Source organism: Trinickia dinghuensis (assembly GCF_003367175.1).
GTDB classification, from domain to species: Bacteria; Pseudomonadota; Gammaproteobacteria; order Burkholderiales; family Burkholderiaceae; genus Trinickia; species Trinickia dinghuensis.
This window is the reverse complement of the sequence record NZ_QRGA01000001.1, coordinates 490351-515623: the sequence shown is the minus strand read 5'-3', so window position 1 is coordinate 515623 and position 25273 is coordinate 490351. Positions and strand designations below refer to the sequence as shown.

General features: G+C 62.8%; 22 protein-coding genes. 6 read left to right on the top strand and 16 right to left on the bottom strand.

The window, feature by feature from the left end:
* Positions 1–58 precede the first annotated feature (58 nt).
* The 10 genes from DWV00_RS02270 to DWV00_RS02225 form a co-directional block, all read right to left on the bottom strand.
* Positions 59–763 carry an ABC transporter ATP-binding protein gene (locus DWV00_RS02270; RefSeq protein WP_115531887.1) on the bottom strand — a complete coding sequence of 235 codons (705 nt, stop codon included), beginning with the start codon at positions 761–763 and terminating at the stop codon, positions 59–61.
* Positions 763–1470: an ABC transporter ATP-binding protein gene (locus DWV00_RS02265; RefSeq protein ID WP_115531886.1), complete on the bottom strand. Its 708-nt coding sequence runs from the start codon at positions 1468–1470 to the stop codon at positions 763–765. The genes DWV00_RS02270 and DWV00_RS02265 overlap by 1 nt, the downstream gene beginning before the upstream one ends.
* Positions 1460–2416, bottom strand: coding sequence for a branched-chain amino acid ABC transporter permease (locus DWV00_RS02260; protein WP_245964681.1), 957 nt, complete (start codon positions 2414–2416; stop codon positions 1460–1462). Before DWV00_RS02260 ends, DWV00_RS02265 begins: the two co-directional genes overlap by 11 nt.
* Entirely contained in the window at positions 2409–3290 is an 882-nt protein-coding gene (locus tag DWV00_RS02255; protein ID WP_115531884.1) for a branched-chain amino acid ABC transporter permease, read from the bottom strand. Before DWV00_RS02255 ends, DWV00_RS02260 begins: the two co-directional genes overlap by 8 nt.
* A gap of 105 nt (positions 3291–3395) precedes the next feature.
* Positions 3396–4655 (bottom strand): amino acid ABC transporter substrate-binding protein, encoded by a 1260-nt coding sequence (locus tag DWV00_RS02250; protein WP_115531883.1) that lies wholly within the window; start codon positions 4653–4655, stop codon positions 3396–3398.
* Positions 4656–5359: 704 nt separating this feature from the next.
* Positions 5360–6676, bottom strand: coding sequence for an MFS transporter (locus DWV00_RS02245; RefSeq protein ID WP_245964680.1), 1317 nt, complete (start codon positions 6674–6676; stop codon positions 5360–5362).
* 61 nt (positions 6677–6737) lie between these two features.
* A complete protein-coding gene (locus DWV00_RS02240) occupies positions 6738–7811 on the bottom strand; it encodes an isocitrate/isopropylmalate dehydrogenase family protein (protein ID WP_115531881.1) in 1074 nt (357 codons plus the stop codon).
* Between the two features lie 13 nt (positions 7812–7824).
* Positions 7825–8250 carry a cupin domain-containing protein gene (locus DWV00_RS02235; RefSeq protein ID WP_115532232.1) on the bottom strand — a complete coding sequence of 142 codons (426 nt, stop codon included), beginning with the start codon at positions 8248–8250 and terminating at the stop codon, positions 7825–7827.
* Between the two features lie 32 nt (positions 8251–8282).
* Positions 8283–9653, bottom strand: a complete 1371-nt coding sequence (locus DWV00_RS02230) for an NAD-dependent succinate-semialdehyde dehydrogenase (RefSeq protein ID WP_115531880.1) — start codon at positions 9651–9653, stop codon at positions 8283–8285.
* Between the two features lie 29 nt (positions 9654–9682).
* Positions 9683–10570, bottom strand: a complete 888-nt coding sequence (locus tag DWV00_RS02225; RefSeq protein WP_181885321.1) for an amidohydrolase family protein — start codon at positions 10568–10570, stop codon at positions 9683–9685.
* Positions 10571–10857: 287 nt separating this feature from the next.
* Here DWV00_RS02225 and DWV00_RS02220 point away from each other — a divergent pair, with 287 nt between their 5' ends.
* The 4 genes from DWV00_RS02220 to DWV00_RS02205 all read left to right on the top strand — a co-directional run bounded on the left by DWV00_RS02220 (position 10858) and on the right by DWV00_RS02205 (position 15659).
* Positions 10858–11733 (top strand): GntR family transcriptional regulator, encoded by an 876-nt coding sequence (locus tag DWV00_RS02220; protein WP_115531878.1) that lies wholly within the window; start codon positions 10858–10860, stop codon positions 11731–11733.
* 268 nt (positions 11734–12001) lie between these two features.
* Positions 12002–12643 (top strand): 3-oxo-tetronate 4-phosphate decarboxylase, encoded by a 642-nt coding sequence (otnC, locus tag DWV00_RS02215; protein ID WP_115532231.1) that lies wholly within the window; start codon positions 12002–12004, stop codon positions 12641–12643.
* Positions 12644–12685: 42 nt separating this feature from the next.
* The gene (locus DWV00_RS02210) at positions 12686–13891 is read left to right on the top strand and encodes an AAA family ATPase (protein WP_115531877.1); all 1206 of its coding nucleotides are present in this window, start codon (positions 12686–12688) and stop codon (positions 13889–13891) included.
* A gap of 4 nt (positions 13892–13895) precedes the next feature.
* Positions 13896–15659, top strand: a complete 1764-nt coding sequence (locus DWV00_RS02205) for a cobaltochelatase CobT-related protein (protein WP_115531876.1) — start codon at positions 13896–13898, stop codon at positions 15657–15659.
* Between the two features lie 44 nt (positions 15660–15703).
* Here DWV00_RS02205 and otnK read toward each other — a convergent pair whose 3' ends face one another.
* The 6 genes from otnK to DWV00_RS02175 all read right to left on the bottom strand — a co-directional run bounded on the left by otnK (position 15704) and on the right by DWV00_RS02175 (position 22977).
* Complete coding sequence (gene otnK / locus DWV00_RS02200; RefSeq protein WP_115531875.1) at positions 15704–16978, bottom strand: 3-oxo-tetronate kinase; 1275 nt, start codon at positions 16976–16978, stop codon at positions 15704–15706.
* 18 nt (positions 16979–16996) lie between these two features.
* The gene (locus tag DWV00_RS02195) at positions 16997–17983 is read right to left on the bottom strand and encodes an amidohydrolase family protein (protein ID WP_181885320.1); all 987 of its coding nucleotides are present in this window, start codon (positions 17981–17983) and stop codon (positions 16997–16999) included.
* An 80-nt stretch (positions 17984–18063) separates the two neighbouring features.
* Positions 18064–19134, bottom strand: a complete 1071-nt coding sequence (locus DWV00_RS02190) for an isocitrate/isopropylmalate dehydrogenase family protein (protein ID WP_115531873.1) — start codon at positions 19132–19134, stop codon at positions 18064–18066.
* Between the two features lie 111 nt (positions 19135–19245).
* The gene (locus DWV00_RS02185) at positions 19246–20586 is read right to left on the bottom strand and encodes an MFS transporter (RefSeq protein ID WP_115531872.1); all 1341 of its coding nucleotides are present in this window, start codon (positions 20584–20586) and stop codon (positions 19246–19248) included.
* 14 nt (positions 20587–20600) lie between these two features.
* A complete protein-coding gene (locus tag DWV00_RS02180; protein ID WP_115531871.1) occupies positions 20601–21695 on the bottom strand; it encodes a porin in 1095 nt (364 codons plus the stop codon).
* A 343-nt stretch (positions 21696–22038) separates the two neighbouring features.
* A complete protein-coding gene (locus DWV00_RS02175; protein ID WP_115531870.1) occupies positions 22039–22977 on the bottom strand; it encodes a GntR family transcriptional regulator in 939 nt (312 codons plus the stop codon).
* A gap of 191 nt (positions 22978–23168) precedes the next feature.
* On the opposite strand from DWV00_RS02175, the gene DWV00_RS02170 reads away from it, so the two are divergent.
* Together DWV00_RS02170 and dctA are read left to right on the top strand one after the other, a co-directional pair.
* Entirely contained in the window at positions 23169–23831 is a 663-nt protein-coding gene (locus DWV00_RS02170) for an aspartate/glutamate racemase family protein (protein ID WP_115531869.1), read from the top strand.
* A 69-nt stretch (positions 23832–23900) separates the two neighbouring features.
* Entirely contained in the window at positions 23901–25262 is a 1362-nt protein-coding gene (dctA, locus tag DWV00_RS02165; RefSeq protein ID WP_115531868.1) for a C4-dicarboxylate transporter DctA, read from the top strand.
* Positions 25263–25273 lie beyond the last annotated feature (11 nt).

The following is a 25273-nucleotide window of genomic DNA, read 5'->3' as shown; positions in this document are numbered from 1 at the left end:
CCGGAGCGGCTGTGCTTCACCTGCCGCCGCTCCGGCATCTCCGCCTATCGCTCCGTCGTCACAGCCCGAAGTAAGTCTCGCGCACGGCGTCGCTCGCCTCGAGTTCCTGGCGTGTGCCTGATACACGCACCTTGCCGTGGTCGAGCAGATACCCTCGGTCCGCCAAATCGAGAAACGCGATGTTCTGCTCGGCGATCAACAGCGACGTCCCATCGCCGATCGCCGTGCGCAGCGCGTCGATGACGTTCTTGACGAACACGGGCGCGAGCCCCGAGGAGGGCTCGTCCATCAGCAGCAGGCGCGGTTCGGAGATCAACACCTTCGCAATCCCGAGCATCTTGCGTTGCCCGCCGGACAAGCTCGCCGCCGCGGCGCGCCTTTTTTCCGCCAGCGCGGGAAAGAGGCCGAACAGCACTTCCTTGCGCTGCCGAATCTTGGCCTCGGACATGAAGTAGCCGCCGAGCGCGATGTTCTCGTCGATCGACAGCGTCGGGAACACGCCGAGTTCCGACATGAATGCGATTCCGCGGCGGATCCGCTGATCAGGCCGCATCATGTCGATGCGCTCGTCGTCGAGCGTGATGCGCCCGCCGCGGCAAGGCAACAGCCCGATCAGCGTGCGCAGCAACGTCGTCTTGCCCGCGCTGTTCGCGCCGAGCAGCAGCACGGTCTGCCCGGGATCGACCTGCATGTCGACGCCCCACAGAACTTGCATGGCACCGTAGCCGGCTTCCACGCCTTCGATTACCAGGGATGCCGTCATCAGGCCACTCCAATGAATGCCGCAATCACTTCGGGGTCGCGCGAGGCGGTCTCGAGCGAGCCCTCGAACAGCATGCGCCCTGCGCCGAGCACAATCACGCGCTCGGTGATGCGGTTGAGAAAATCGAGCAGGTGCTCGACCACGATCATCGCGATGCCGCGCGCCGACAGTTTTTCGAGCAGCTCGGCAATCACGTTCAACTCGGCCGGGTTGAGCCCGGCACCGATCTCGTCGACGAGCAGCAGCTTGGGCCGCGTCGCGAGCGCCCGCCCGAGATCGAGCAGCTTCTGCTGATTTACCGTCAATGCCCCGGCGACGCGCGACGCCAGGCCGGCCAAGCCGATGTCCTCGAGGATCGGCTCGATCTCCCGCGGATCGAGCCGCACGCTGCGCGCGGCGACTTCGATGTTCTCGCGCACGGTCATGTCGCGGAACACCTTCGGCACCTGGAACGTGCGGTTGATGCCGAGATGCGCGCGCCGATGCATCGGCAGACGGTTGATCTTGTGCCCCATGAAATCGATCGTGCCGTGGTCGGCCTGCAAGAGCCCGGAGATCACGTTGATCGTGGTCGTCTTGCCCGAACCGTTCGGGCCGACGAGGCCGACGATCTCGCCCGGGGCGACGCGGAAGTTCACGTCGTTCAGGACGACTTGCGCGCCGAAGTGCTTGTGGATGCCGGCGAGTTGAAGCAGTTCAGAAGACATGGATCCCCCGGCGTTGCAGCAGCGACAGGAGACCGCCCGGCAGAAAGAGCACGAGCAGCACGATCAAGCCGCCATAGATGAACTGGAAGTACTGCGGTGTCGAGATGCCGATCACCGAGTACAGCGTGTAGAGCAGCGACGCGCCGACGATCGGCCCGATGACCGTGCCGACGCCGCCGAACAGCGCGAACACGATGGCGAACACGGAGAACTGCAGCGTGAACACCGCGTCCGGATAGAACACCGAGATGCCCCATGCGTAGACGCCGCCTGCCAATCCCGCGACGAACGCGGAGACGAGCCATGCGGCCAGACGCATGCGCACGACGTCGATGCCCGCCATCGCCGCGCTCACCGGATCCTGCTTGACGGCGCGCAGGGCCATGCCGAAGCCCGACGTGCGGAAGTAGGCGGCGAGCGCACAGGCGATCAGCAGCACGGCGAGCATGCAGTAGTAGCTCGCTTGCGGGTTGTAGACCTGTTCGATCTTGAGACCGTACGGGCCGCCCGTGATGCTGGCGAGATTCGGGTTCGACACGACGAAGTAGATGATCTGCGACGCCGCGAGATTCGCAATCGAGAAGTAGGCGCCCGACAGACGCAGCAGCGGCCCGAGCACGAGCCCGATCAGCGCGGCCGCGAGACCGCCGCCCACGACGCAGGCGAGCACCGGCAGGTGGGTGTGCATGACGAGCAGCGATGTTGCATAGGCGCCGCTGCCGAAAAAGCCCACGTAGCCGAACGGCAAGTAGCCCGTGAACCCGTACAGCAGGTTGAGTCCCTGTGCCAGGACGATGAAAGCCATCATCGTGAACAGCAGCGACTGGTTGCCGTACAGGTGCGGCGCGACGAGAAAGACCGCGGCGAGCACCGCGAGCAGGATGGCGCCCGCGCGCATGCGGCGCGGCGCGGGCGGGCGGGTTTCGGTCACAGTGGGATTAAGCAAGACGCACCGCCTTTCCGAGCAAGCCTGAGGGGCGAATGAGCACGATGATCAAGAGCAGCGCGTAGGGCACCACGTTCGACCACGACGAGTAGTAGGTTTGCATCAGCATCGTGCCGAGCCCGAACACGAGGCCGCCGGCGATCGTGCCGAGCGGATTGCCGAGCGAGCCGATGATGACGATCGCGAAGGCGGTGGTGGTGAGGCTGTCGCCGAGGTCGGGCGAGACCGATCCGAGCAGATACGGGACGAAGACGCCGGCGATGCCGGCGAGCGCGAGACCGGCGACGAACGCGATCGTCGAGACGCGGCGCACGTCGATGCCGGTTGCGATGGCCTCTTCCTGATTGGCCATCACGGCGCGCGTCGCATAGCCGAGGCGCGTGCGCGAAAAGTAAAGCCACAGCACAACCAATGCGGCGATGCTGACGCCCGCGGCCCACCACCAGCTGTCCGGAAACTGCTGGCCGAAGAGGCCGAGGTTGCCGCCGCCGAGCGCATCCTCGGGCAGCGAGCGCTGATCCGCGCCGAACCACAGCACCGTTAGTGCTTCGAGCATTTGGCCGATGCCGAAGAACAGGATGAACGAGAGCATTTCGGGGTCGTCGCTGCGCTGCAGCCGCGGGACGACCGCACGATACAGCGGCCAGCCGACCACAATGGCGCCGGCCACCGAGAGCGGCACGGCCCACAGCGGATTGAGCCCGAAGCGATCGACGGCGAGCCAGGCTACATATCCGCCGAGCACGATGAACTGCCCATGCGCGAGATTGATGATGCGCATGACGCCGAACACGAGGTTCAGCCCCAAGCCCACCAGCGTGAAGAAGATGCCGTACAGAATGCCGCCTAGAACGGCATATGCGAGAAGTTCCACGTTTGTCCCTTCGCAAGCGAGGAGGAGGCGGCCGGCGCCGTCGCGGGCACCGGCTGCGTCCTAATTACTGATTCCCGATTCCTGATGAAGCGATGGGGTCGGCGATCAGTGCTGCGGTGCCGGGAACACCGGCTTGCCCGTGGCATGCTCTTGCGGATACACGACAACGAACTTCAGGCCTTTGTTGCCGTCCGGCACCATCTGCGCGACCGGGAACGGCTGGCCGAGCTGCGCGCCGTTGGCGTTGATCTGGAACGCGCCGAGCAGCGTGGTCGTCTTGCCCGACATGTCCATCAGTGCCTGATGGAAGTCCGTTTGCGTGAATGCCGGCGCATCGCCGAGCATCTTCTGCATGACGAGGCCGGTGTTGTAGCCCGCCGAGTCGAGGAAGGTCGGATCCTTGTGCAGTGCCGCTTGGAACGCCGTCGAGAACTGCTCGGTGTTCATCCCGTAGCTCACCTTGTCGTACTTCACGAGCGGCGGCGTCGGATACGTGTACGTGTAGGCGAGCGCGTCGACGCCGACGTTCTTCGTGAGCAACTGCAGCAGTTGGCCCGGGAAGATCGTGAAGGTCATGTCGAAGTGCAAGCCGCTTTGCGACAGCGCGCGCAGGAACGCGATGTCGTTCGGCGCATAGCCGAACTCGAGCACGGCTTGCGGGTTGGCGGCCTTCACCGTGTGCAGGAGCACGCTGTAGTTCGATTCCGTCGTCGGGACGCTGTGGTAGTAGACGGGCGTGATACCGCCCTTACCGAGTTCCGCCTTCATCGTCTCGGCTTGCGATGCGTCGAAGTCGTTCGCGCCGTAGACGATCGCGACGCGCTTGATCTGCTGCTGCTTCAGGAAGTTAGCGAGCGGAATCGGCCAGACCGTCGACGAAGGAATGCTGACGTCGGCGAGATAGTCGGTCTTCTGCGTGAAGAAGTTCGCGCCGGAGCCGGTCGGGTCGATCAGCAGAAGATGATGCTCGGCCGCGAGCGGCACGGCGACCGACGTCAGCACGGAGCCGAAATCGGCGACGAGCACGTCGACCTTGTCTTGCGTGATGAGCTGGTTGTAGAGCGTCGTCGCGGTCGACGTCGAGCTTTGATCGTCATAGGCGACGATCTTCACCGGAATCTTCTTGCCGAACGCTTTGACGAGCACGCCGCCTTGCTTGTTGACGTCGTCGGCCCAGAACTTCAAGCCTTCGTATTGCCCTTGGGACGCGACGGCGAACGGGCCGGTGCTCGCATAGAGCGTACCGATCGTGATTTGCGCGGGCGCCGTTGCGGCATGTGCGCCGAAGCTGGCGAGGGCGCAAGCCACGGCCGCGGCGGCGGTTTTCAGGGTAGCGAGCGTTTTGCGGGTACGACTGGCGTGCATCGAGGTCTCCTCAGGAGCGTGATGAAACAACACCGACCCACGGCACGTCACGGCACGAAGCCGGCGCGCGTGGCCCAGTTCTTCTGAATAGGGAAGCGGAAAGGAATGGATGATCGACGTCCGGGGCGTTTGCCCAGATCCGTTACCCATCTCTGAGGGATGAGTTCATTGGGGTGTCTCCTTGCGAGTAATCGAATATTTTGGAGTTATCTAATGCAATGAGCGTGCCAACTCGCGCGGATGCCGGCAGCCTCGATGCGGCGGCCGATCGGCAAGCCGCCATGTGCCAGGTGTGCGGAAACCCGCAAATTTCGAGGAATGGCTTGGCTGGAAAATGTGACAGCTCCTGCTGTGGCCCGACTCGCCGAAGCGCCGTTCAATTCGGTTTCGGACCGGTTCGCAGCAAATACTGCGCGGGGATGACCACACAGTCAATCCGTACATCATTCCATTTCGCTCGGCGAGCGGGCCGCCGGCATCATGGGGGCGATCCGCAGGCCGGCTTCAGCATACGAACCTCTTGACGAGACCTTTCGTTTGCTTGACTGGGCGTGAGGCGGCGCCGAAAAGGTGCGAGGTGTGAGCAAGACGCTCAAGGGCCGCTCGCTGAAAAGCCGCCGAATTTAGAATTCGAAGAATGGCGGAATGCGCATGAAAAATGCCCCATTTGAGGTCGCTATGGTGCCATAGCGACCTAGCTCGATCTAGCGAGCTTTCTTGAGCAGCAGCGGGATGGTCGAAGTCAACACGGCGGAGGCAACCAGAACCGCTGCCATTGCCCATATGCCCGCGGAGAACGTTCCGGTGGCCTGCTTCAGGACACCGACGAGATATGGACCGGCGAACCCGCCGAGCGTGCCGATCGAATTGATGAAGGCCAATCCTCCCGCTGCCGCTATGCCGGTAAGAAACTGAGTCGGAATCGTCCAAAAGATCCCCCGCGCAGAACTGACCGCCAGCACCGCGAGACTGAGGCCGACCATCTCCATCGCGATTCCATGCGCGACCGCGGAGATGACCATGCCGATCGCGCCAAGCAAGCATGCGCTAGCGAGGTGGAAGACGTTGCGGCCGCTCCGATCGACGGCGCGTGCCCAGATCAGCATGCCGAAAACCGCCGCGATATACGGAATCGTCGACAGCATTCCGACCGAGAATAAGGTGAAGCCGTGCGATTTGAGGATGATGGGTAGCCAGATGCCCACACCGTACGAGCCGAGCACGAAGCCGAACTGAATCGCCGCCAGCAGCAGCACGCGGCCATCCTTCAGCGCGGAGAAGAGCGCTTTCTTAGGCTGCGCTTTGGGCTCTTCCCGCAGCATCGCGATCAGTTCGCCGCGCTCTTCCTGGGTCAACCAATGGGCATCCTCCGGCGTATCGCGCAGCCAAGCGAGCACGGCGAATCCGACCAAAACGGCAGGCAGGCCCTGGACGATGAACATCCACTGCCACCCCTGCAAGCCGGCGAGACCGTTCAGGCCGAGCAAGGCCGCCGAAAACGGACCGCCGACGATCGATGCGAGCGGCACACCGAGCGTGAAGAAAGCAAGCACGCGCACGCGATATTGCGCGGGGAACCAGCATGCAAGATAAAACGTGACGCCTGGAAAGAAGCCTGCTTCGGCGATGCCGAGCAATAGCCGAAGAAGGTAAAAGCTCGTTGGCCCCTGGACGAGCGCTGTCGCCGTTGCGGCAATGCCCCAAGTGATCATGATGCGTGCAAGCCAACGGCGCGCACCGAATCGATATAGCGCAAGGTTGCTCGGAATTTCGAACAGGCAATATCCGGCAAACAGAACACCGGCACCCCAACCGAACTGCGCAGGCGTCAACCCGATGCTGCGGTTCATCGTCAGCGCGGCGAACCCGACGGTCGTGCGATCGATCATGTTGAAGATGAACGCGAGCGTCAACAAGGGCAGCAGGCGCCATGCGTTCTTGCGCAGCACGCGCTGCCGGATCGCGGCCCGATTCGATTGAAGATCGGCCGCCCCGTCCATCGGTACGGATTGGGAGTGCATGTGTGTCTCCGGATTGTTTTCGTGGTGCTAAAGGGGCGGGCGCCCGCCCCGCGGTGCGCGGTTAAGCGGCGATGACCGCGTCCGCGACTTGCTTGCCGAATGCACTGCAGCCCATCGTGCCGCCGAGATCGGCCGTACGCGTTGCGGGATTGGACAGAACCGCATCGACGGCGGCGTCGATCGCGTCCGCCGCTGCGACAAAACTCGGCTTGCCGCGACGCTCGCCGATCCATCGCATCAACATGCCCACCGACAAGATCATCGATGTCGGGTTGGCCTTGTCCTGATTTTGGATGTCGGGCGCCGACCCATGTTGAGCCTGCGCGCAGCAGAGGTCGTCACCGGCCATCATCGAGCCGCCGAGCCCCAGGCTTCCGCACAACTCGGCTGCGAGATCGCTGAGAATGTCTCCGTAGAAATTGCTGGCCACCAGCACGTCGAAGCGCTCGGGCGATCGGACCAGGTGCGCGGTCGAGGCATCGACCAGCAAATCGTTCAGCTCCACTTCCGGGAAGTCCTTCGCGACGTTGCGGACGCATTCGAGAAAGAGCCCGTCGGTCATGTGGAAACTGTTCGCTTTGTGGATCGCCGTCACCTTCTTCTTGCGCTTCATCGCCAGCTCGAATGCCCGGCGTGCGATGCGTTCGCTGCAGTGACGCGTGATTTTGCGCACGGATAGCGCCATGTCGGGAGAAGGCATCATTTCGCCCCAGCCCAAATGCATGTTGCGATCCGGATAGAAGCCCTCGGTCGCCTCGCGCATGATGACGAGGTCCATCGTCTTGCCTTCGCGCAGGTTCGACGTGAGGAACGGGCGAGTGCGCGACGGGCGCACGTTCGCGTATAGATCGAGATCGCAGCGGAACGCGGCGGAGACGTTGCGGCCGCCTTTGTCCGGCGGCGGATAGTCGGCGTGCGACACAGTGCCCAGAATCAGGCCGTCGTAGCTGGGGGCTTTCTCCAGCACGTCCGGCCGGAGGGTCGTCCCATACTTTTCGAGGCTCGCGAAGCCGATGTCTTCGAAGTCGAATTGCAGGCCGAGATCGAACAGTTGATCGGCGTGGCGAAGGACGTCGACCGATGCTGCGACGATTTCAGGACCGATGCCGTCGCCGGGGCAAACAAGAATACGCATGATGTTTCGCTCTTCAGTTCGAAGGAGTTTGGTGTTCGGCGGAGACGGGCCGGGTGTCGCCGTTGCTCGCGAGCGTGCGCGTCGCGTCGGTGCGCGCGTAGATCCACAAGATCTTCATCGGGTTCGTCTGCGACAGATTGCGGAAGCGATGCGGGACGTTGGGCGGAATGAACGTCGCGTCGAGCGGTTTCAACCGGTACTCGAGCCCGTCGATGTCGAGCATCGCGTCGCCTTCGACGAGCACGACGCTTTCCTGGCAGTTATGGCTGTGAAACGGGATTTCGACGCCGGGTGCGAAGGCGGTATAGCCGGTGATGAAGCTGTCCGATCCGACGGATTTGCCGACGAGCGGCGTGGTGCTTGCGCCGCCTCCGCGATCGTAGGCGGGCAGGTTGTCGGGCTGCAGCAACACGGCACCGGAAGGGGTCTTGATCGTCATGATGTACTCCGATTGAGCGGGAGGGGCTTGGCTCAGCGAGCCGGGCCAACCCATACGGTCTTGATGTTGGTGAATTCGCGAATGCCCACGGCGCCGAGTTCTCGGCCGTAGCCCGATTGCTTGATTCCACCGAACGGCAGGCGGGCATCCGATGCGACGAGGCCATTGACGAACACGGCGCCGGCTTCGATGCGCCGTACGAGCTGCTTCGCGCGAACGAGATCGCCGGTCCAGAGTGCGGCGCCGAGCCCGAATTCGGTGGCGTTGGCGAGCGCGATGGCCGAGTCGATATCCTTCACGCGCAGAATCGCGGCGACGGGGCCGAACGTTTCTTCGCAAGCGGCGGCCATGTCGCCCGTGACGTGGTCCAGTACGGTCGGCGCATAGAAGAAGCCCTTGCCCGGCAGCGGCTGTCCACCGGCCTTCAACACTGCTCCGGCGGCGACCGAGCGCTCGACCTGCGCGTGTAGCTCTTCGCGCAGGTTCGCGCGAGCCATCGGGCCGATCGTGGTCGTGCGATCGGTCGGGTCGCCGACCTTCAACTGAGCGACCCCGGCGCAAAACAATTCGGTGAAGCGATCCGCAACGGCTTCGTCGACGATGAAGCGCTTCGACGAGATGCAGCTTTGACCGGTGTTCGAGAAGCGTGCTTTGACCGCGGTTTTCGCGGCCGCTTCGATGTCGGCGTCGGCCAGCACGATGAACGGATCCGATCCGCCGAGCTCGAGTACCTGCTTCTTCATCGCGCTTCCGGCTTGCGATGCGACCAGTTTGCCGACCGCGGTCGAGCCGGTCAGCGTGACGGCTGCGATACGCGGATCTTCAATGAGGGCGGCGACGTTCGCGGGCTCGATCAGCAGCGAGGCCACGAGTCCCGCCGGCACGCCGGCTTCGGCGAACACCGAGTGGATCGCGAGCGCGCATTGCGGCACGTTGCCCGCGTGCTTGAGGATCGCGCCGTTGCCCGCGCAGAGGGCCGGTGCGGCAAAGCGGATGAACTGCCACACCGGGTAGTTCCACGGCATGATCGCCAGCACCACACCAAGTGGGTCGTAGACGATGTAGCTCTCGTTGGCGTTGCTCCCAACGGCTTCGTCGGCCAGGTACTGTGCCGCATGCTCAGCGTAGAACTTGCACGTCCATGCCGATTTTTCGATCTCGCCTTCGGCTTCGACGATCGGTTTGCCCATCTCCAACGTGATCAAGTTCGCAAGCTCCGCCTTGCGGCGCAGAAGAACGTCGCCGATGCGCGCGACGGCTGCCGCGCGCGCGTGCACCGGTTCGAGCGCCCAGCGACGCTGCGCGTGCTGCGCATCGGCAAGGGCATGCTCGATACGTTCTGGCGAATCGGCATCGAAAGTGGCCACCACGGCTTCGGTGGCCGGATTCAAAGTACGGAACATGTGAAGTTACCTTTGATGGAGAGGCGGGGTTAGCGAGTCGGTGCGGCGAAGCCGTACAAATTCATGGGGTTCTCGACGAGGATTCGGCGACGCAGCGGCTCGTCTTTTGTCCACGTCTGCAAGCGATCGAGCGCGCAGGCCGCGTCGATATTCCTGAACGGCTCCACCTGCGAAAGATCGCCGCTGCGTTGCGCGGCGCTGCCGGTATGAGGCCAGTCCGATGCCCAGACCATTCGATCGGGCCGAGCCTCGATCAGGCGAACGGCGATCGGGTCCAGGTCGGCATAGTCCGGTGCTTGCTTCGACGCGCGATAGGGCGCCGAAAGCTTGACGTACGTGCGCCCTGAACGAACGAGGGCAATGACGGCGTCGAATGCATCGTGTTGCCCGGGCTGATTCGCGGCTCGCGCGCCGGCGAAGTGATCGAGGACGACCGGCACGCTCAGTTGCTCTATCCCTCGCGCCATCGAAGCCACCACGTCGACATCGGCGTAGATCTGGATCGCCCATCCGAGTTGGCCGACAACGTCGGCTGCATGCCTTAGCTGTTCGAGCGCGGCCGAGTGATCGCGATCTAGGTTGGCGGCGAGATTCAAACGGATACCGCGCACGCCTTGATCGTGCATCGCGCGCAAATCGCCGATGGTTGCGGCCTTCGGGTCGATGACGGCGACACCTCTCGCCCGGTCTGGCCCGAGTTCGCGGAGGCCGGCCAACATCGCGGCGTTGTCGGTGCCGTATACGCTGGGCTGCACAAGCACGATTCGATCGATGCCCAGCCGTTCCTCGAACGCAAGCAAATCCGCGACGCGGACGGTGCCTGGCGTGTACGAGCGCTTAGGCGCATACGGAAAGCGCTCCGGGTCGAACAGGTGCACGTGGCAGTCGCAACTGCCGGGTGGAAGCTTGAGATGCATGTCCGTCCCGAGCGGCGTAAGGTGGATCAGCGTTGGTTGGTATTTTATGCATTCAAGAAACCAAGTAAAGTGTTTTTTGAGATGATAAAGTACCATCAAGGGTAAACGAGTATTTGTCTGCGATCCTGGGGTGAATCGGGAAATGCCGCGAAGAATGTGGAAAGAGGAGGCGTTGGAAGCCCTTCGAGATGCCTGAGGCTGGCGGGGTGATTAGGGATATTGAATCGATAAAGTGCCAACTATGCCTGTGCTAATATCGACGCGGACGACACCACTTCCCTCACAACATGGCCCGCCCTCTCGCCGACCTTCTCGCGGCGAACATTCATCAGCACATCGCGACGTCCGGAATCGCGCCGGGCACGCGTCTGCCCGAGCGGATGCTGGCCGAGCAGTTCAACGTGTCTCGCTCACCGGTGCGCGAAGCGCTGAAGCGTCTCGCGGCGCAAGAGATCGTCTTCGCGCATCCCGATGGCGGGTATGCGGTGGCGGCGGCCGCGTCGAAAGCGACAGTCGATGCCGACGAGTCCAATGACGGCGACGATGACGAGGCAACCTACCTCGCGATCGCCGAGGACCGACTGGCCGGAACGCTCGCGGATCGCTTCACGGAGAACGAGTTGATCCGCCGCTATGGTGTGACGCGCGCGCAGTTGAACGCGATCCTTCGGCGCATGGCGCAGGAAGGGTGGATCGAAAGACGGCCGGGGCACGGATGGATGTTCTTGCCGGTGCTGACTTCGGCGGAAACCTATCGGCAGGGCTATCGCTACCGCTTGCTGATCGAATCGGCCGGCGTGATGGAGCCGACGTTCCGGCTCGACCGCGAGGCATTGCTGCGTTGCCGAGCCGAGCAGGAAGCTTTAGTGAACGGCGGTGTTCGCACGGCCTCTCCGGCAGCGCTGTTCGATGCGAACAGTCGTCTTCACGAAACCATCGCGGCGTGCTCGGGCAATCTATTCATTCTGGAAGGATTGCGTCGGCTCGACCGCCTGCGCCGTCTGATGGAATATCGCAAGGCGGTCGATCGCGACCAAGCCGAGCGACGTTGCCGGGAGCATTTGACGTTGATCGACCTGCTGCTTGCCGATCAGCGCGAGGCAGCCGCGGACTTTCTGAAACTGCATTTGCACAACGCCGCGCGCGAGAAGGCGAGCGATTGATTAGCGGCCAGGCTGCGGCGCGCTCGAGCGCAGCACAAGCGATTACTGCGGCACCCCGCCAGCCGTAGAACAGAGGAAGCCGGAGTCGTTGGCGGAAGCACCGTGTTCAAGCCCCAGGTCATGCCGGGCATGAGTTTCATTTTGTACTTTATGATAAACGAGTACAATTTAAGGCAAGCCAATTCTGATGAGTGGCGGCGCGGCTGCGGTTGAGCACATCGCCGCGTCGCTCGCCGCTCGTCTTGCCATGCGTTTGCCCGGAGGATCCATGGGAACTGCCGAATCTAAAATTCGCGAAGAGATCTGCACAGTCGGCGCGAGCCTTTACGCTCGCCGATACACGGTCGGCAGTGCGGGCAACATCAGCGCGCGCCTCGACGATGGGTGGCTCATTACGCCGACCGACGCGTGCCTCGGACGGCTCGATCCGAATGACATCGCCAAAGTCGGTCCAGACGGCCAGCATGTGTCGGGCGGCCGGCCGTCGAAAACGCTGGCGCTTCATCGACGGATCTACGAGCGTTCGAGCGAAACCCGAGGCGTGGTCCACACGCATTCGACGAATCTTGTGGCGCTGACTTTAGCGGGTGTCTGGAGCGTCGATGATGTGCTGCCGCCCATCACACCGTACTATGTGATGAAAGTGGGCCACGTGCCGTTGATCGGCTATCGCCGGCCCGGCGCCCCGGAGGTGGCCGACCAAGTAGCGGCGGTTGCCGGGAAAGTGCGAGCCGTGTTGCTTGAGCGACTAGGCCCAGTGGTGTGGGAACGATCGGTGTCGGCCGCATCGTTCGCCTTGGAAGAACTCGAGGAAACCGCGGCCTTGTGGATGTCGCTCGGCGCTTCGGCAACGCCGCTGCCGGATGATGCGATCGACGAACTACGCAATACGTTCGGTGCCCGCTGGTGATACACGGCCAACGGGCATGAGCCTAGCATCGACTAACGTGCCATGAAATCGACAGCCGAAAATACCGCCCAAGATCAGAATTTGCTCGGCGCCTATCGTCATCCGACGGATCGGTCCGCCGGTCAGTGGGCCGTGAGCCGATCCGACCGCCCACAGCTGTACCGGATCGAGCATCGGCTCGCCGGCGGCGAGGTGCATATCGATACGGTGGTGGATCTCGACAACCTCAAGTCGAAGCTGCGGAAATGGCGGCGGGAAGGTTTTGTCCGGCACGACGCTGGGGCGCCCGACAAGCCTTCTGCAAATGGGTCTGCGTTCCTGCGCGATTTGCGCGAAGGACCACCCCATGCGCAGCACGACGCGGGCAAGCCGGGCCGCACGGCGGCCATTGGCCAAGTCGTCATGCCGCTCGGCGCGGGTGGTCCTCTCGTGCCGGAGGAGAACCCAGCCTATCTATTCGCCGCGCGTTCGGACGATATCCTGCGCGACGTCGTCGAAAATCGCCGCCTCCTTCTGATCGGCCACACGGGCACCGGCAAGACCAGTCTCATCGAACAGATCGCCGCGCATACTCATCAGGGTGTGCTGCGCTCCAACATGAACGGCCAAACGACCGTCGGCGATTTCGTTGGTTTCTGGACCGTGAAGGGCGGCGAAACGATATGGATCGACGGCGTGCTGCCCACGGCAATGCGCGAGGGCCTATGGCTCATCGTCGACGAGGTCGATTTCGCCGAGCCGGCTATTCTCGCCGTGCTCACGGCGGTGCTCGAACCGGGCGGCCGCTTGCTGCTGAAGGAAAAGGGCAACGAGATCGTCGCTCCTCATCCATCGTTCCGGCTCTTCGCGACGGCCAACGCCGTGGGCTCGATGGGGCAGTATCGTCATCTCTATCAAGGGGCCAACGTGATGAACGAGGCCTTTCTCGATCGCTGGCGCGTCTATCGCATCGACTACCTTTCGCGAGAAGACGAAGCGCAGGTGCTGCGGCGTACTTTCGGCCCGCGCATTTCGGAAGCGATGGCGCGCACCTTGGCATCGATCGCCGCCGAGTGCCGCGAGGCATTCATGCGCGAGGACCTTGCGGGCGCGTTTTCCACGCGGCGGCTGCTCGACTGGACCGCCCTCATGCTTCGCACGAAGGACCCCGAAACCGCGGCGGGGCCGACCATCTACTCGAAGGTCAGCGCCGAGGATGCGCGGTTGATCCGCAGCATCATCGAGCATCATATCGGCGTCGAAGAGTAGGGCGATGAGCGAGGTACCGATCGAACCGGGCGACGACACGTTAGCGTATCTGTCGCGGCTCGCTCGGGCGCTGACGGGGCGCGATCGTCTCGAAGTGGTGATCGCGGACGATGGCGATGACCCGCACCTGAGCGAGGACCGGTTCGTGCTGCCGGAGATTGCGTCGGGCGCCGATGCGTCGATCCGGATCATGACCATGACCGGGTACGTCGACTTGCTGGCGGCGCGTGCGCGCTTTTCCGACTACGATGCGCTCGATCGCTTGCACGCGTCGGCGGCACGTCGGCTCGCGCAAGCGATCGAAGACCGGCGCGCGTGCGAACGTCTCATGGAGATCTTCCCGGGTGCTGCCTCGTTTCTCTCGCATTCGCGCGTGCAAACGGCGCGTGCCATGAGCGTTCGCTGGACGAAACTCAGTTGGGCGGAGAAGCTGACGTGGCGCGTCGAACGCTTCCTTTGGAACGAAACGCCGACGGCAACCGAATCGAGCCGCTCGCTCGATGCCGCGCTAGGTGCGAGCGGCGATCTACTCGATCGAGCGCGCATGACGGCTTCGACGGGCGACAGCATTCGCATCGCAATCGATCTGGTTCAGCGCATTCGAGGCCTTTCCGCCGGCAACGTGAACAACATGATGTTCACTGCCGGCCCTCAGAGCACGCTCGACGCTGCCGTCATCGAGAGCGAGATGGCGTTCGACGATCCGGGAGCCGCGGAGGACCCATCCACGTCGAATGCGGCTGCTTCTTCGAGCGGCGGAACACCAGCGCAAACGCAAGCCGAATCCGACGCCACCGATCAGCCCGCCGGCGAAGCGTCGGCGCATCCCTCCGCTTCGTTTCTTGGCAGCCGCCCAACGTTGTCCGTGCCGATCACGACGCAATTCGACGTCGAAACCGATTTGACCGGCAAGGGAGATCCCGTTGGTTGGCGAAAGCTGAGAAGCGCGGCGCGCGCCCAGACCGAATCGCTCAAGGCCAAGCTCGAGCGAGCGCTCAAAGCCGACGAGCAAACTCACTGGAAGCGCGAACAGGAGCGCGGCGAACTGGATCGTCCCTCGCTTGCGCGGCTCGCGACGTCGCCCGGGTACCGCACGCCGTTTCGGACGAAACGTGTCCGACCCGGGCGCGATGCGGCCGTGACGCTGCTCATCGATCGCAGCGGTTCGATGGCGGGCAACAAAATCGAGTTGGCCAAGCTGTGCGCCGCCGCGCTCAGCGATGCGTTGAGCCGGCTGGATTTTCCTTTCGAAGTGCTCGGCTATAGCTCGATAGAGGACGAGGCGATGCGCGAGTACCACCAGCGATGGTTGGCAAACGGCAACACGCCGCGCGGCTATAACCGCTTCGTCGAGCGGCTCGATCTGCAGATCTACAAGCGCTTCGATTCCGACAACCTCAGTGGCTTGGCTTGCGTCGAATGCGGCCACGAGAATCCGGACGGAGAAGCGTTGAGTTGGGCGTCGGCACGACTGCTCGCGCGGCGCGCACACCGGCATATCTTGATGGTGCTGTCCGACGGCTACCCAGCGACGGGCGACGGCCATCCCGCCGTACTTCGTACCGATCTGCACCTGCGCGTCGACGAACTGCTGGAGCGTGGAGTGGAGTTGGTCGGCGTGGGCGTTCTCGCCGATGCGGTCAGGGACTTCTATCCGACGAGCATCGTCGTCGAGCAACTGCACGATTTGCCGAGGGCGGCTTTCGACGTGCTCGGCCAAACGCTTCTGAAGCACAGGGAGTGGATGCTCGAGACGCCGCGCGCCTGAGCATCCTGGCGCGCGGCTTTACTGTGCGGCGCCTCGCGGCTGCATCACGGTGCCGTCTTCAGGGCCTTCTCGAAGAAATCGATCGTTCCGAAGTTTCCCGACTTGAGCGCGAGCGCCAACGGCTGCTTGCCGCTGCCGATGGTCCACGGCACACCCGGATCGATCGGGGCGCCGATGCGCAGCGCCGGAACATCGAGCGCCTTGACGACCGCGCCTGAAGTCTCGCCGCCCGCGACGACGAGCTTGCGCACGCCGTGCTGTTCCACCAAGGCGCAGGCGATCTTGGCCAATGCCTGTTCCATCAACGCACCCGCCTTCTCGACGCCGAGCCTTTCCTGCGCAAACTTGACGACATCCGGCATTGCACTGCCGTAGACGAGAACCGGTTCGCCGCCGACGCGCTCGGCGGCCCAGGCGATGGCCGCTTCGATTTGCCCGTCGCCGTCGGCCAGCTTCAACGTGTCCAACTGGAATGCCGGACGAGTGCGCTTCCAATGTTCGACCTGGGCGTTCGTCGCGACTGAGCAGCTCCCCGAGAGGACGACGCTGCGCCCCATGATGGCTGGCAGGACCGCTGCCGTGGATATCGACGCCGTCAGCTTTCCGGCGGCGCGAAAGTTGCCGGGAAGACCCATGGCGATGCCGGACCCACCGGTGATCAATCGATGGCCCGATAGCGCGACGCCGATGTCGAGCAGATCGCGCTCAGTCACCGCATCGACGATCGCGTACTGCACGCCCTCCTTGCGAAGGGCATCGAACTTGCCGGTAATCGAACCGGGGCCGCTCGAAACGACGTCCAGCATCACCGAACCGACCTTGGCTCGCGTCTGGCATTGCAGGACGCGAACAAGATTCGATTCGGTCATCGGCGTGAGCGGATGATTGCGCATGCCCGATTCGCTAAGCAGCGCGTCGCCGACGAACAGATGTCCCCTGTAAATCGTTCGGCCGTTTTCGGGAAAGGCAGGACACGCGATCGCGAAGTCGACGCCGAGCGCATCGGCCAGCGCGTCCGCCACGGGGCCGATGTTGCCCTTCGGCGTCGAATCGAAGGTCGAGCAGTATTTGAAGAAGAACTGCTCGCAGCCGGCGCGCCTTAACCATTCCAACGCGGCGAGCGACTCGCTGACGGCCTCTCTCGGATCGACCGTCCGGGTCTTCAGTGCGATTACGATGGCGTCGGCGTCCGGCACGCCGGCCTGCGTCGGCACACCGATGGTCTGAACGGTTCGCATCCCGCCGCGCACGAGCGTGCTGGCTAGATCGGTGCCGCCCGTGAAATCGTCGGCGATGCAACCGAGTAAAGGCTTATTCAAGAGTTCACTCCGATCGAATTACGCCGCGGCTTTCGAGAAGCCGAACAGGCGCGTGGCGTTGTCCACGAGCAGCTTGTGTCGTTGCGCTTCCTGGGGTGCCCAGTCCTTGACGAGCGTGAAGTTGCGTCCTTCGTCCTCGTCGCGAAACGGCTCGATGTCCGTGGGTTTTGCATTCGCCGGGCGGGAACTGCCGCCCGTATGCGGCCAATCGCTTCCCCAGATGACCTGATCCGGCGAGGCTTCGACGAGCGCCCGGCCGATCGGAATCGTATCGGCATATCCGGGCTTCTTCGCCGAGATCTGATAAGGGCCGGACAGTTTGACGAATGCCTTCTTCGATGCCATCAATGCAACCAGGGCCGACATGCCGGGCTGCTCCGGACCGGCCGCCGCCTTCGCCAAACCAAAGTGATCGATGACGACTCGATGGGGTTGAACTTGGATGCGCGGCGCGAGCTCGTCGAGAATCGGCAACGCGGCATAGATTTGGATGATGAACGGCTTGCCGCGCAAGGTCTCGACCGTTTGCTCGAGGCGCGTCACGGCCAAGTCCAAGTTGCGGTCCTTGCCAACCTCGAGATTGATGCGCACGCCGACCACGCCGGCACCCGCCAAGTCGTCCAACTGCTGGCTCGAGAACGTCCGATCGATCACGGCGATCCCGCGTGCGTTGCTTCCGACCTGGCGCAGCGCGTCGAGCAGGCACGCGTTGTCGGTGCCGTAGACGCTCGGTTGCACGAACACGGTCCGGTGCACATGGATCGCGGCGTGAAAGCGCTGCAAGTCCTGCACGGTCGCGGACGGCGGCGTGTATTTCCGCTTCGGAGAATAGGGAAACTTCTCCGGATTGAAGATGTGACAGTGTGAATCGACCACCCCGATCGGTACCTTGAAGCCGATGGGAGACATATGTCCCAATTCCTTTGCCATGACGTCCTGAAACCCGGTAAGCGACGCGCCCAGTGCTGCCCCCGTCATGATCAGCATCTGCCTGCGGTTGACCATTTCGCTGTCTCCTAGATTTTTATCGATGTAGATCCGCATGAAGGCGCGGGGCGCACGCGGCGCCCGCGCCGAGAAGGGTGTCAGCCCGCCAGCACGCGAGCGACTTCGTCGCCGAATGCCTTGCAGCCGAACCGGCCGCCCAAATCCGGCGTGCGCATGGCCGGATGCTCGAGAACCTTGTCGACGGCCGCTTCCATCGCCTTGCCGGCTTCGACGAACGACGGGTTGCCGTGGTGTTCGCCCATCCACTGGATCAGCATGGCGACCGACAGAATCATCGACACCGGATTGGCCTTGTCCTGGCCGGCGATATCGGGTGCCGAGCCGTGCTGGGCCTGAGCGCAGCAATGCGTGTCGCTCGCCATCATCGAGCCGGCCAATCCCAGGCTGCCCGAAAGCTCGCTGGCCAGATCGCTGATGATGTCGCCGTAGAAATTGGTCGCCACGAGCACGTCGAAACGCTCGGGCGTACGGACCAAATGGGCGGTCGATGCGTCGACGAGCAGATCGTCCACCTGCACTTCCGGGAAATCCTTGGCAACGTCTCGAACGCATTCGAGGAATAGCCCGTCCGTCATGTGGAAGCTGTTGGCCTTGTGGATCGCCGTGACTTTCTTATTGCGCTTCATGGCGAGCTCGAACGCGCGGCGTGCGATCCGCTCGCTGCAATGGCGCGTGATCTTGCGCATCGAGATGGCCATGTCGGGGCTCGGCATCAGCTCCGCCCAGCCCTTGGTCATGTTGCGGTCGGGGTAGAAGCCTTCGGTCGCCTCGCGCATGATCACGAGGTCCATCGTCTTGCCTTCGCGCATGTTCGAAGTCAGGAACGGGCGGGTGCGTGCCGGTCGAACGTTCGCGTAGAGATCGAGGCCGATGCGAAAGCCCGCCGATACGTTGCGGCCGCCTTTTTCCGGAGCGGGATAGTCGGCATGAGACTGCGTGCCGAGAATGACGCCGTCGTAGGTTTTGGCCTTCTCCAGCACTTCGTCGCGCAGCGTCGTGCCGTATTTTTCAAGACTGACGAAACCGACGTCGTCGTAGTCGAACGACAAATCGAGGCCGAATTTTTTGTCCGCCGCCTGCAGGACGGCCATCGAGGCGGCCGTGATCTCGGGGCCAATGCCGTCGCACGGCAACACTAGGATACGCATCAGAGAATCTCCACAAAGTCGGCAGCTCGCGCGCCGAGGAAAACATCGATCAAATTGTACTTTATCGCATGTTAGTACAATTTAGGGGTTTATTCTAGAGTTAGAGGCGGCTCAATTTGCCCGTGGCTTGGTCAGCGAGGTGGGCTGCCCGGCCCGTTCGTTACCCACCGCGTCCGATCGGCCGACGATTAGGACGATGATGCCGCTCAGCGCGAGGAAGCCGCCGAGCATGGCCAGCGCCCAGACATACGAGTGCGTTGCCTGCCGAATCCAGCCCGTCACATAGGGGCCGACGAAGCCGCCTAGGTTGCCGAACGCATTGATGAAGGCGATGCCGACGGCCGCGGTGGCGCCGGCCAGCATGCTCGCCGGCAAGGTCCAGAAGACGGTGTTCGCCACCCACAGGCCGGTTGCCGCAACGCAGAGCGCGCCCATGGCGATCCACGGGTTCGCCGATAGGCTGGCGATCACGAAGCCCGCTGCTCCGATGAACGCGGGCAGGGCGATATGCCACTTCCGCTCGCCGGTCTTATCCGAGTGCCGGCCGATGACGATGCTCGCCAAGGCCGCGAATACATACGGCAGGGCTGAGGCGAATCCGATCTGAAACGTGTCGAGGTTGCCGAAGCTTTTCACGATCTGCGGGAGCCACAGCGTGATGCCGAAGAACGACAAGAGCACGCAGAACTTCGAGAGCGCGAAGGCAAGCGTCGGCCCGTGGACGAACACGTCGCGCAGGCTGACAGGCGCCCGAGAGAGCGCTTTTTTTGCGCGCGTCTCTTCGGCGATCTTTTCGGTTAGCCACACGCGCTCTTCCGGTTCGAGCCAGCCGGCATCCTTCGGTTGCTCGGTCAGCCAGACGAACGTGAGGATCCCGAGCAGGATGGCCGGCACCCCTTCGGCGATGAAGAGCCACTGCCACCCCGCGAAGCCGCCGAAATGGTGCGAATACCGGAGGATCGCCGTAGAGAGCGGGCCGCCGATGATGATCGAGATCGGATTGCCGAGCATGAAGACCGTGATGGCCTTTGCCCTTTCCTCCGCGGGAAACCAGCCCATCATGTAAAAGAGCAGCCCGGGAAAGAATCCCGCTTCCGCGATCCCGATCAGCGCGCGCACCGTATATAACGACGACGCGTTGAAGACGAATGCCATGAGCGTCGCGAGGATGCCCCAGGTAATCATGATGCGGGCGAGCCAGACGCGCGCGCCGACGCGCTGCAGAACCAGATTGCTCGGAACCTCGAATGCGACGTAGCCAATGAACAGGATGCCTGCGGCGAATCCATAGGCGCTGGGCGAGAGGCCCAGGTCCTTGTTCATTTGCAGCGCGGCAAAGCCGATGTTGACGCGATCGAGAAAGTTGACGAAGAACATCGCGATCATGAAGGGAATCAAGCGTCTCGACACCTTGCCCATCGTCCGCACGTGAATGTCGGGTTTCATGTTCATTGGCCGCTCCGGAATCAGAAGAAGTGCTGCAAGCCCACGCCGACCATCGTTTGATGGTCGGTGTTCGCCGGCGAGAGGGTGTAGATCTGCGCGGTGTAGCCGTGCTTGGCGCGCTGGTAGTCGACCGTCGCGTAGACGCTCGTCGCCTTCGACAGCGAGTAGGTCGTCGTGAAGCCGACTTGATTGCGCGTGCCTTGCAGGATCACGTTCTTCTTTTCGTCGTTCGGCTTGGAGTAGAAGTACCCCGCCGCAACCGAGAATGCCGGCGTGATCAGGTACTGCGCGCCGAACTCGATCGTATCGACGCGGTCGCCCGTCGCGGTCCAGGTGGAATTCGTGTAGAGCGCCGACACGCGCATCGGGCCGAACTGATAGCGTGCGCCGGCTCCATACGTGCGATAGCTGCTCAGCGCGTTGCTTTCCTTCAGGTTCGTCCAGACGGCGTTCGCGAGCAGGCCGCCGTGTTGGTACTTGAGCCCGAAGCTCTGCGTGGTGCCGTTGGAGAACGCGCCGGCTTGGCCTCCGAAGCCATAGAGTGCGCCGAGCGTGAAGCCCCCGACGGCTGTGCTCGTGAGTTTGGCCGAATTGTCGACGCGCGCACCGCCGACGCGGTCGAGGTCGGCCGTGCTGCCGTTGTTGCCGAGCAGCGCATTCGCGGTTCCGGGACGATGCATGAACGAGCCGACGTAGTTCGATACCGCGATCGGCGCGAAGTCGTACATGAAGTCGTACTGACGGCCCAAGCTCAACGTGGCCCACGGCGATTTGAGCCCGACCCACGCCATGCGGCCGAACAGCCGAGTGACGGCTGCCGTCGAGCCGGAAGCACTCGTTCCCTGCCCGAATGTGCCGTTGTTGCCGTTGAACCCGTTCTCGAGTTGGAACAGAGCGTGCCAGTTGCTGCCCAGGTCTTCGTCGCCGCGCAAGCCGAATCGGTTGCCGTTGAACATGCCGCTCGTTTCTTGCGTTTGGGCATGCCCACCGGCGTTGCTCGCGTACTGAACCCCCACATCGATGATTCCGTACAGCGTCACACTGCTTTGGGCAAAGGCGCTCGTCGCCAACAAGCATCCGGCCGCGGCGCTCAACCCCATCACTAACTGCTTCATCTAAACGTCTCCGTTTGTCGTTGTGATTTGTACTATGTTGATATAAAAAACAATGAAGATCGCGAAAGAGAGGCTGATTCGACGTGCAGGCAGGGACTTCATCGAAGTTTCATCTGCCGGCACGTAGCCGTCTTTGCCTCAATCTCATAATGTACTTTATATCAACAAGATACAATTTACGACGAAGATGTATGTGCTTGGCACCCGCGTATACCCGACTTTCGGGATGCCGTCGAAATAGGGTGGGTTGTGGGCGCGCGAAAGACGCGGGGGGGGCAAATCGTCAGAGAGCCGCTGTCGGGCCGGCCCCTGACGATAGGATGTCAGGCTATTGAGAGTCGGGCTAGAGGTGCGCTTCCGGGGCCGTGCGCGCAGCGGCTTCCTGCGCTTCCTTTTCTTCGGCGCGCGCCTTGATCTTGCTGACGACGTCGAGGTGCTTGCGCATGAACGCGGCCGCGTGATCGCGGCTTCCGCTCTCGATGAGATCGAGCATCTCGAGATGTTCTTGGCACTGCCGGATCAGGCGCGTCCGGTCCGTTGCGGCCTTGTATTCCATGAATCTGCGCAGCTGATTCTGGCGCTCGAGTGCTTCGATGAAAAAGCGGTTGCCCGAACAGCGCACGAGCATCTCGTGGAAATCGGACCCGTTCTTGAACAACGTCGAGCGCGGCAGCTTGAAGATGTCGCCCTCGAGCATGTCCGTCTGGATTTTGCGGGCTTTCGCGAAGCCGGCCTTGTCGATGCGGAACGTGGGCTCCAGCAGTGCTGCGGGTTCGATGGCCATCCGGAAGCGATAGCTTTGGATGTGCGCCTCGCGATCGTGCAGGAACGGATTGATACGCCAGCCCTGTCCCGGTTTGCGCGAGATCATGCCTTCATTGGCAAGCCGGGTCAGCACCTTCAGCAATTGCCCGCGCGGGACGTCCAGCCGCCGCAGCAGCTCGGCTTCGTAGAACTCCTCCGGTATCTCGCCGCTGAGGCATTCGTCCGAGACACGCAGATAGAGGTCCTCGTGCGGGTCGACGCCGAACGGCAGTTTCGCGATGTCGATGCCATGTGCATCGACCGCGAGAAAAATGCCCCGGTTCGGCTCTTTGACGACCAGTCCGTGCTGGGCGAGCAGTGCCAGCCCCCGGCGAATCGGCGAGCGCGACAGGCCAAGCTCGGCGGCCAGCGCCTCTTCGCGCAGATGCTCCCCGGCGGGCAGCGAACGCGTGCGCGCGATATCGATGATTTTGGCGGCGACCTGGTCGGCCAGCGCGCCTGTTGTCTCGCTTTTCATGATGCTCGACAGTCTAACCGAAGCTTGGTGCCAAGGATTGTCCTGTGCCCGAAGGAAGGACGCTCCCGACATGGCGCGCTTCCTCTGACTGCGCGCTGCGGCGAAGCGCCCGGATTCGGGTCTTCCCGGGCGTTGTTCCGTGCAAAAATGTACTATATTGCGATTAAATACAATTTGGAGTTGCGCCGTTCATGTCGGGTCGTCCTCGCATCGGTCTTATCCATGCCACCGCGCTTGCGATGGCGCCTATCGCGGAGAGCTTCGCGCGGCTTTGGCCCGAAGCGATGCTTCATCACGTGCTCGACGAGTCGCTGACCGCCGACCTCGCGGCGGCGGGCGGTCGGATCGAGGCAATGACGCCGCGAGTGGCGTCCCTGGCACGCTACGTCGTCGATGCCGGCGCGGGCGGTGTGTTGTTCACCTGCTCGGCGTTCGGCCCCGCCATCGAAGTCGCGCGGGAACAATTCCGCGTTCCGGTCTTGAAGCCGAACGAAGCGATGATCGACGAAGCGTTGGCGCTCGGCGACAGGATCTGCCTGGTCGCTACGTTCGAGCCGGCGCTTGCGCCGATCGAGCAAGAGTTTCATGAACGGGCCCACCAGTTGAAGCGCGCGATCGTCGTCGACAGATGTTTCGTGCCTGGCGCGATAGACGCACTGCGTCGTGGGGACGAAGCGCTTCACGATCGCTTGGTCGCGGAGGCCTGTTCGAAGCAGCGCGGCGGCGACGTGTTGTGCTTCGCGCAGTTTTCGATGACGAGCGCTCGCACCGAGGTCGAGAAGCGCGTTGCCAAGCCCGTTCTGACGACACCCGACAGCGCAGTCCAAAAATTGAAGTCGCGCCTCGCGGCCTGAGCACGAGACGCTCGGCGGGCGCGGCGACGCCGCGAATACACCCATACAACGCACACGAAGGAGACAGTCGTGCGGATCTCGATACGAAAGGCCATTAAGCCGCTCTATGTCCAAGTTCTGATCGGTATGTTGCTCGGAATCGCGTTCGGCGCGCTCCAGCCTTCGCACGGAACGGATATGAAGGTACTCGGCGATGCCTTCATCAAGCTCGTGAAGATGCTCGTCGCGCCGATCGTTTTCGCAACGGTCGTGACCGGCATCGCCAAGATGGGCGATATCAAAGCCGTTGGGCGGGTCGGCCTCAAGGCCATGATCTACTTCGAAGTCGTCACGACGGCGGCGCTCGCGATCGGTCTGATCGTCGCGCATCTCATCAATCCGGGGCGCGGGATGAACGTCGACCCGCATTCGCTGAACCTATCGGCCGTGGCGGGCTATGCCAAGGTGGCGCAGGAGCAGTCGCTCAGTCAATTTTTCATGCACCTTATCCCGGAGAGCTTTGTCGGCGCATTCGTGCACGGCGATATTCTTCCGGTCGTGCTCATCGCCGTGTTGTTCGGTCTGGCACTGGCTCATGCAGGCGAGCGCGCATCGCTTCTCGTGAGCATCGTCGATCAATTTCTGCATACGATGTTCGGCGTGATCGGGTATGTGATGAAGTTCGCGCCGGTGGGCGCGTTCGGCGCGATTGCTTTTACGGTGGCGAAGTACGGACTCGGCAGCCTGCTCGCGCTCGGCCATCTCATGCTCGCGTTCTACATCACGTGCATTCTGTTCGTCTTCGTCGCACTTGGAGCGGTGTTGAAGCTTTGCGGCATCAACGTGTTCCGGTTTCTCGGCTACCTGAGGACGGAGCTGCTGATTACGCTTGGCACCGCAAGCGCGGAGCCCGCGCTGCCTCGGTTGCTCGAGAAACTCGAGCGGATGGGATGCGAGAAGTCTGTCGTCGGTTTGGTCGTTCCGACCGGCTACGCATTCAATCTCGACGGCGTATGCATCTATCTGACGATGGCCGTCATCTTCATTTCCCAGGCGACGAATACGCCGCTGACGCTGGGGCAAGAATTGACGATTCTTCTGATGGGGTTGTTTACGTCCAAGGGCATGAGCGGCGTGCCGGGCGGCGGATTCGTCGCGCTCGCCGCCACGTTGTCGAGCGTTCATGTGCTGCCGCTCAGTGCCATTGCGCTGCTCGTCGGCATCGACCGGTTCATGGGCGAAGCGCGCGCCGTGACGTCGATCATCGGCAATGCGGTTGCCGCGGTCGTCGTGGCGAAGTGGGAGCACGCCTACGATCCGATGAAAATGCGCTCGGCACTCTATCGGATCGACGGGGAAGGCGAGAACGAAGGGGCGGGAGTTCGATCGCAGAGTTCACCGGTGCCGAGCATCGCATCCGATATGATCGGGCGGGACGTACCCGCCCGGTGAGATGCCCGCAT

What these genes read in the sequence shown, in the direction of transcription:
- DWV00_RS02270 (WP_115531887.1), bottom strand. Translation starts at nt 763, where the DNA reads ATGACGGCATCCCTGGTAATCGAAGGCGTGGAAGCCGGCTACGGTGCC.
- DWV00_RS02265 (WP_115531886.1), bottom strand. Translation starts at nt 1,470, where the DNA reads ATGTCTTCTGAACTGCTTCAACTCGCCGGCATCCACAAGCACTTCGGC.
- DWV00_RS02250 (WP_115531883.1), bottom strand. Translation starts at nt 4,655, where the DNA reads ATGCACGCCAGTCGTACCCGCAAAACGCTCGCTACCCTGAAAACCGCC.
- DWV00_RS02245 (WP_245964680.1), bottom strand. Translation starts at nt 6,676, where the DNA reads ATGCACTCCCAATCCGTACCGATGGACGGGGCGGCCGATCTTCAATCG.
- DWV00_RS02240 (WP_115531881.1), bottom strand. Translation starts at nt 7,811, where the DNA reads ATGCGTATTCTTGTTTGCCCCGGCGACGGCATCGGTCCTGAAATCGTC.
- DWV00_RS02235 (WP_115532232.1), bottom strand. Translation starts at nt 8,250, where the DNA reads ATGACGATCAAGACCCCTTCCGGTGCCGTGTTGCTGCAGCCCGACAAC.
- DWV00_RS02230 (WP_115531880.1), bottom strand. Translation starts at nt 9,653, where the DNA reads ATGTTCCGTACTTTGAATCCGGCCACCGAAGCCGTGGTGGCCACTTTC.
- DWV00_RS02225 (WP_181885321.1), bottom strand. Translation starts at nt 10,570, where the DNA reads ATGCATCTCAAGCTTCCACCCGGCAGTTGCGACTGCCACGTGCACCTG.
- DWV00_RS02220 (WP_115531878.1), top strand. Translation starts at nt 10,858, where the DNA reads ATGGCCCGCCCTCTCGCCGACCTTCTCGCGGCGAACATTCATCAGCAC.
- otnC (WP_115532231.1), top strand. Translation starts at nt 12,002, where the DNA reads ATGGGAACTGCCGAATCTAAAATTCGCGAAGAGATCTGCACAGTCGGC.
- DWV00_RS02210 (WP_115531877.1), top strand. Translation starts at nt 12,686, where the DNA reads ATGAAATCGACAGCCGAAAATACCGCCCAAGATCAGAATTTGCTCGGC.
- DWV00_RS02205 (WP_115531876.1), top strand. Translation starts at nt 13,896, where the DNA reads ATGAGCGAGGTACCGATCGAACCGGGCGACGACACGTTAGCGTATCTG.
- DWV00_RS02195 (WP_181885320.1), bottom strand. Translation starts at nt 17,983, where the DNA reads ATGGTCAACCGCAGGCAGATGCTGATCATGACGGGGGCAGCACTGGGC.
- DWV00_RS02190 (WP_115531873.1), bottom strand. Translation starts at nt 19,134, where the DNA reads ATGCGTATCCTAGTGTTGCCGTGCGACGGCATTGGCCCCGAGATCACG.
- DWV00_RS02185 (WP_115531872.1), bottom strand. Translation starts at nt 20,586, where the DNA reads ATGAACATGAAACCCGACATTCACGTGCGGACGATGGGCAAGGTGTCG.
- DWV00_RS02180 (WP_115531871.1), bottom strand. Translation starts at nt 21,695, where the DNA reads ATGAAGCAGTTAGTGATGGGGTTGAGCGCCGCGGCCGGATGCTTGTTG.
- DWV00_RS02175 (WP_115531870.1), bottom strand. Translation starts at nt 22,977, where the DNA reads ATGAAAAGCGAGACAACAGGCGCGCTGGCCGACCAGGTCGCCGCCAAA.
- DWV00_RS02170 (WP_115531869.1), top strand. Translation starts at nt 23,169, where the DNA reads ATGTCGGGTCGTCCTCGCATCGGTCTTATCCATGCCACCGCGCTTGCG.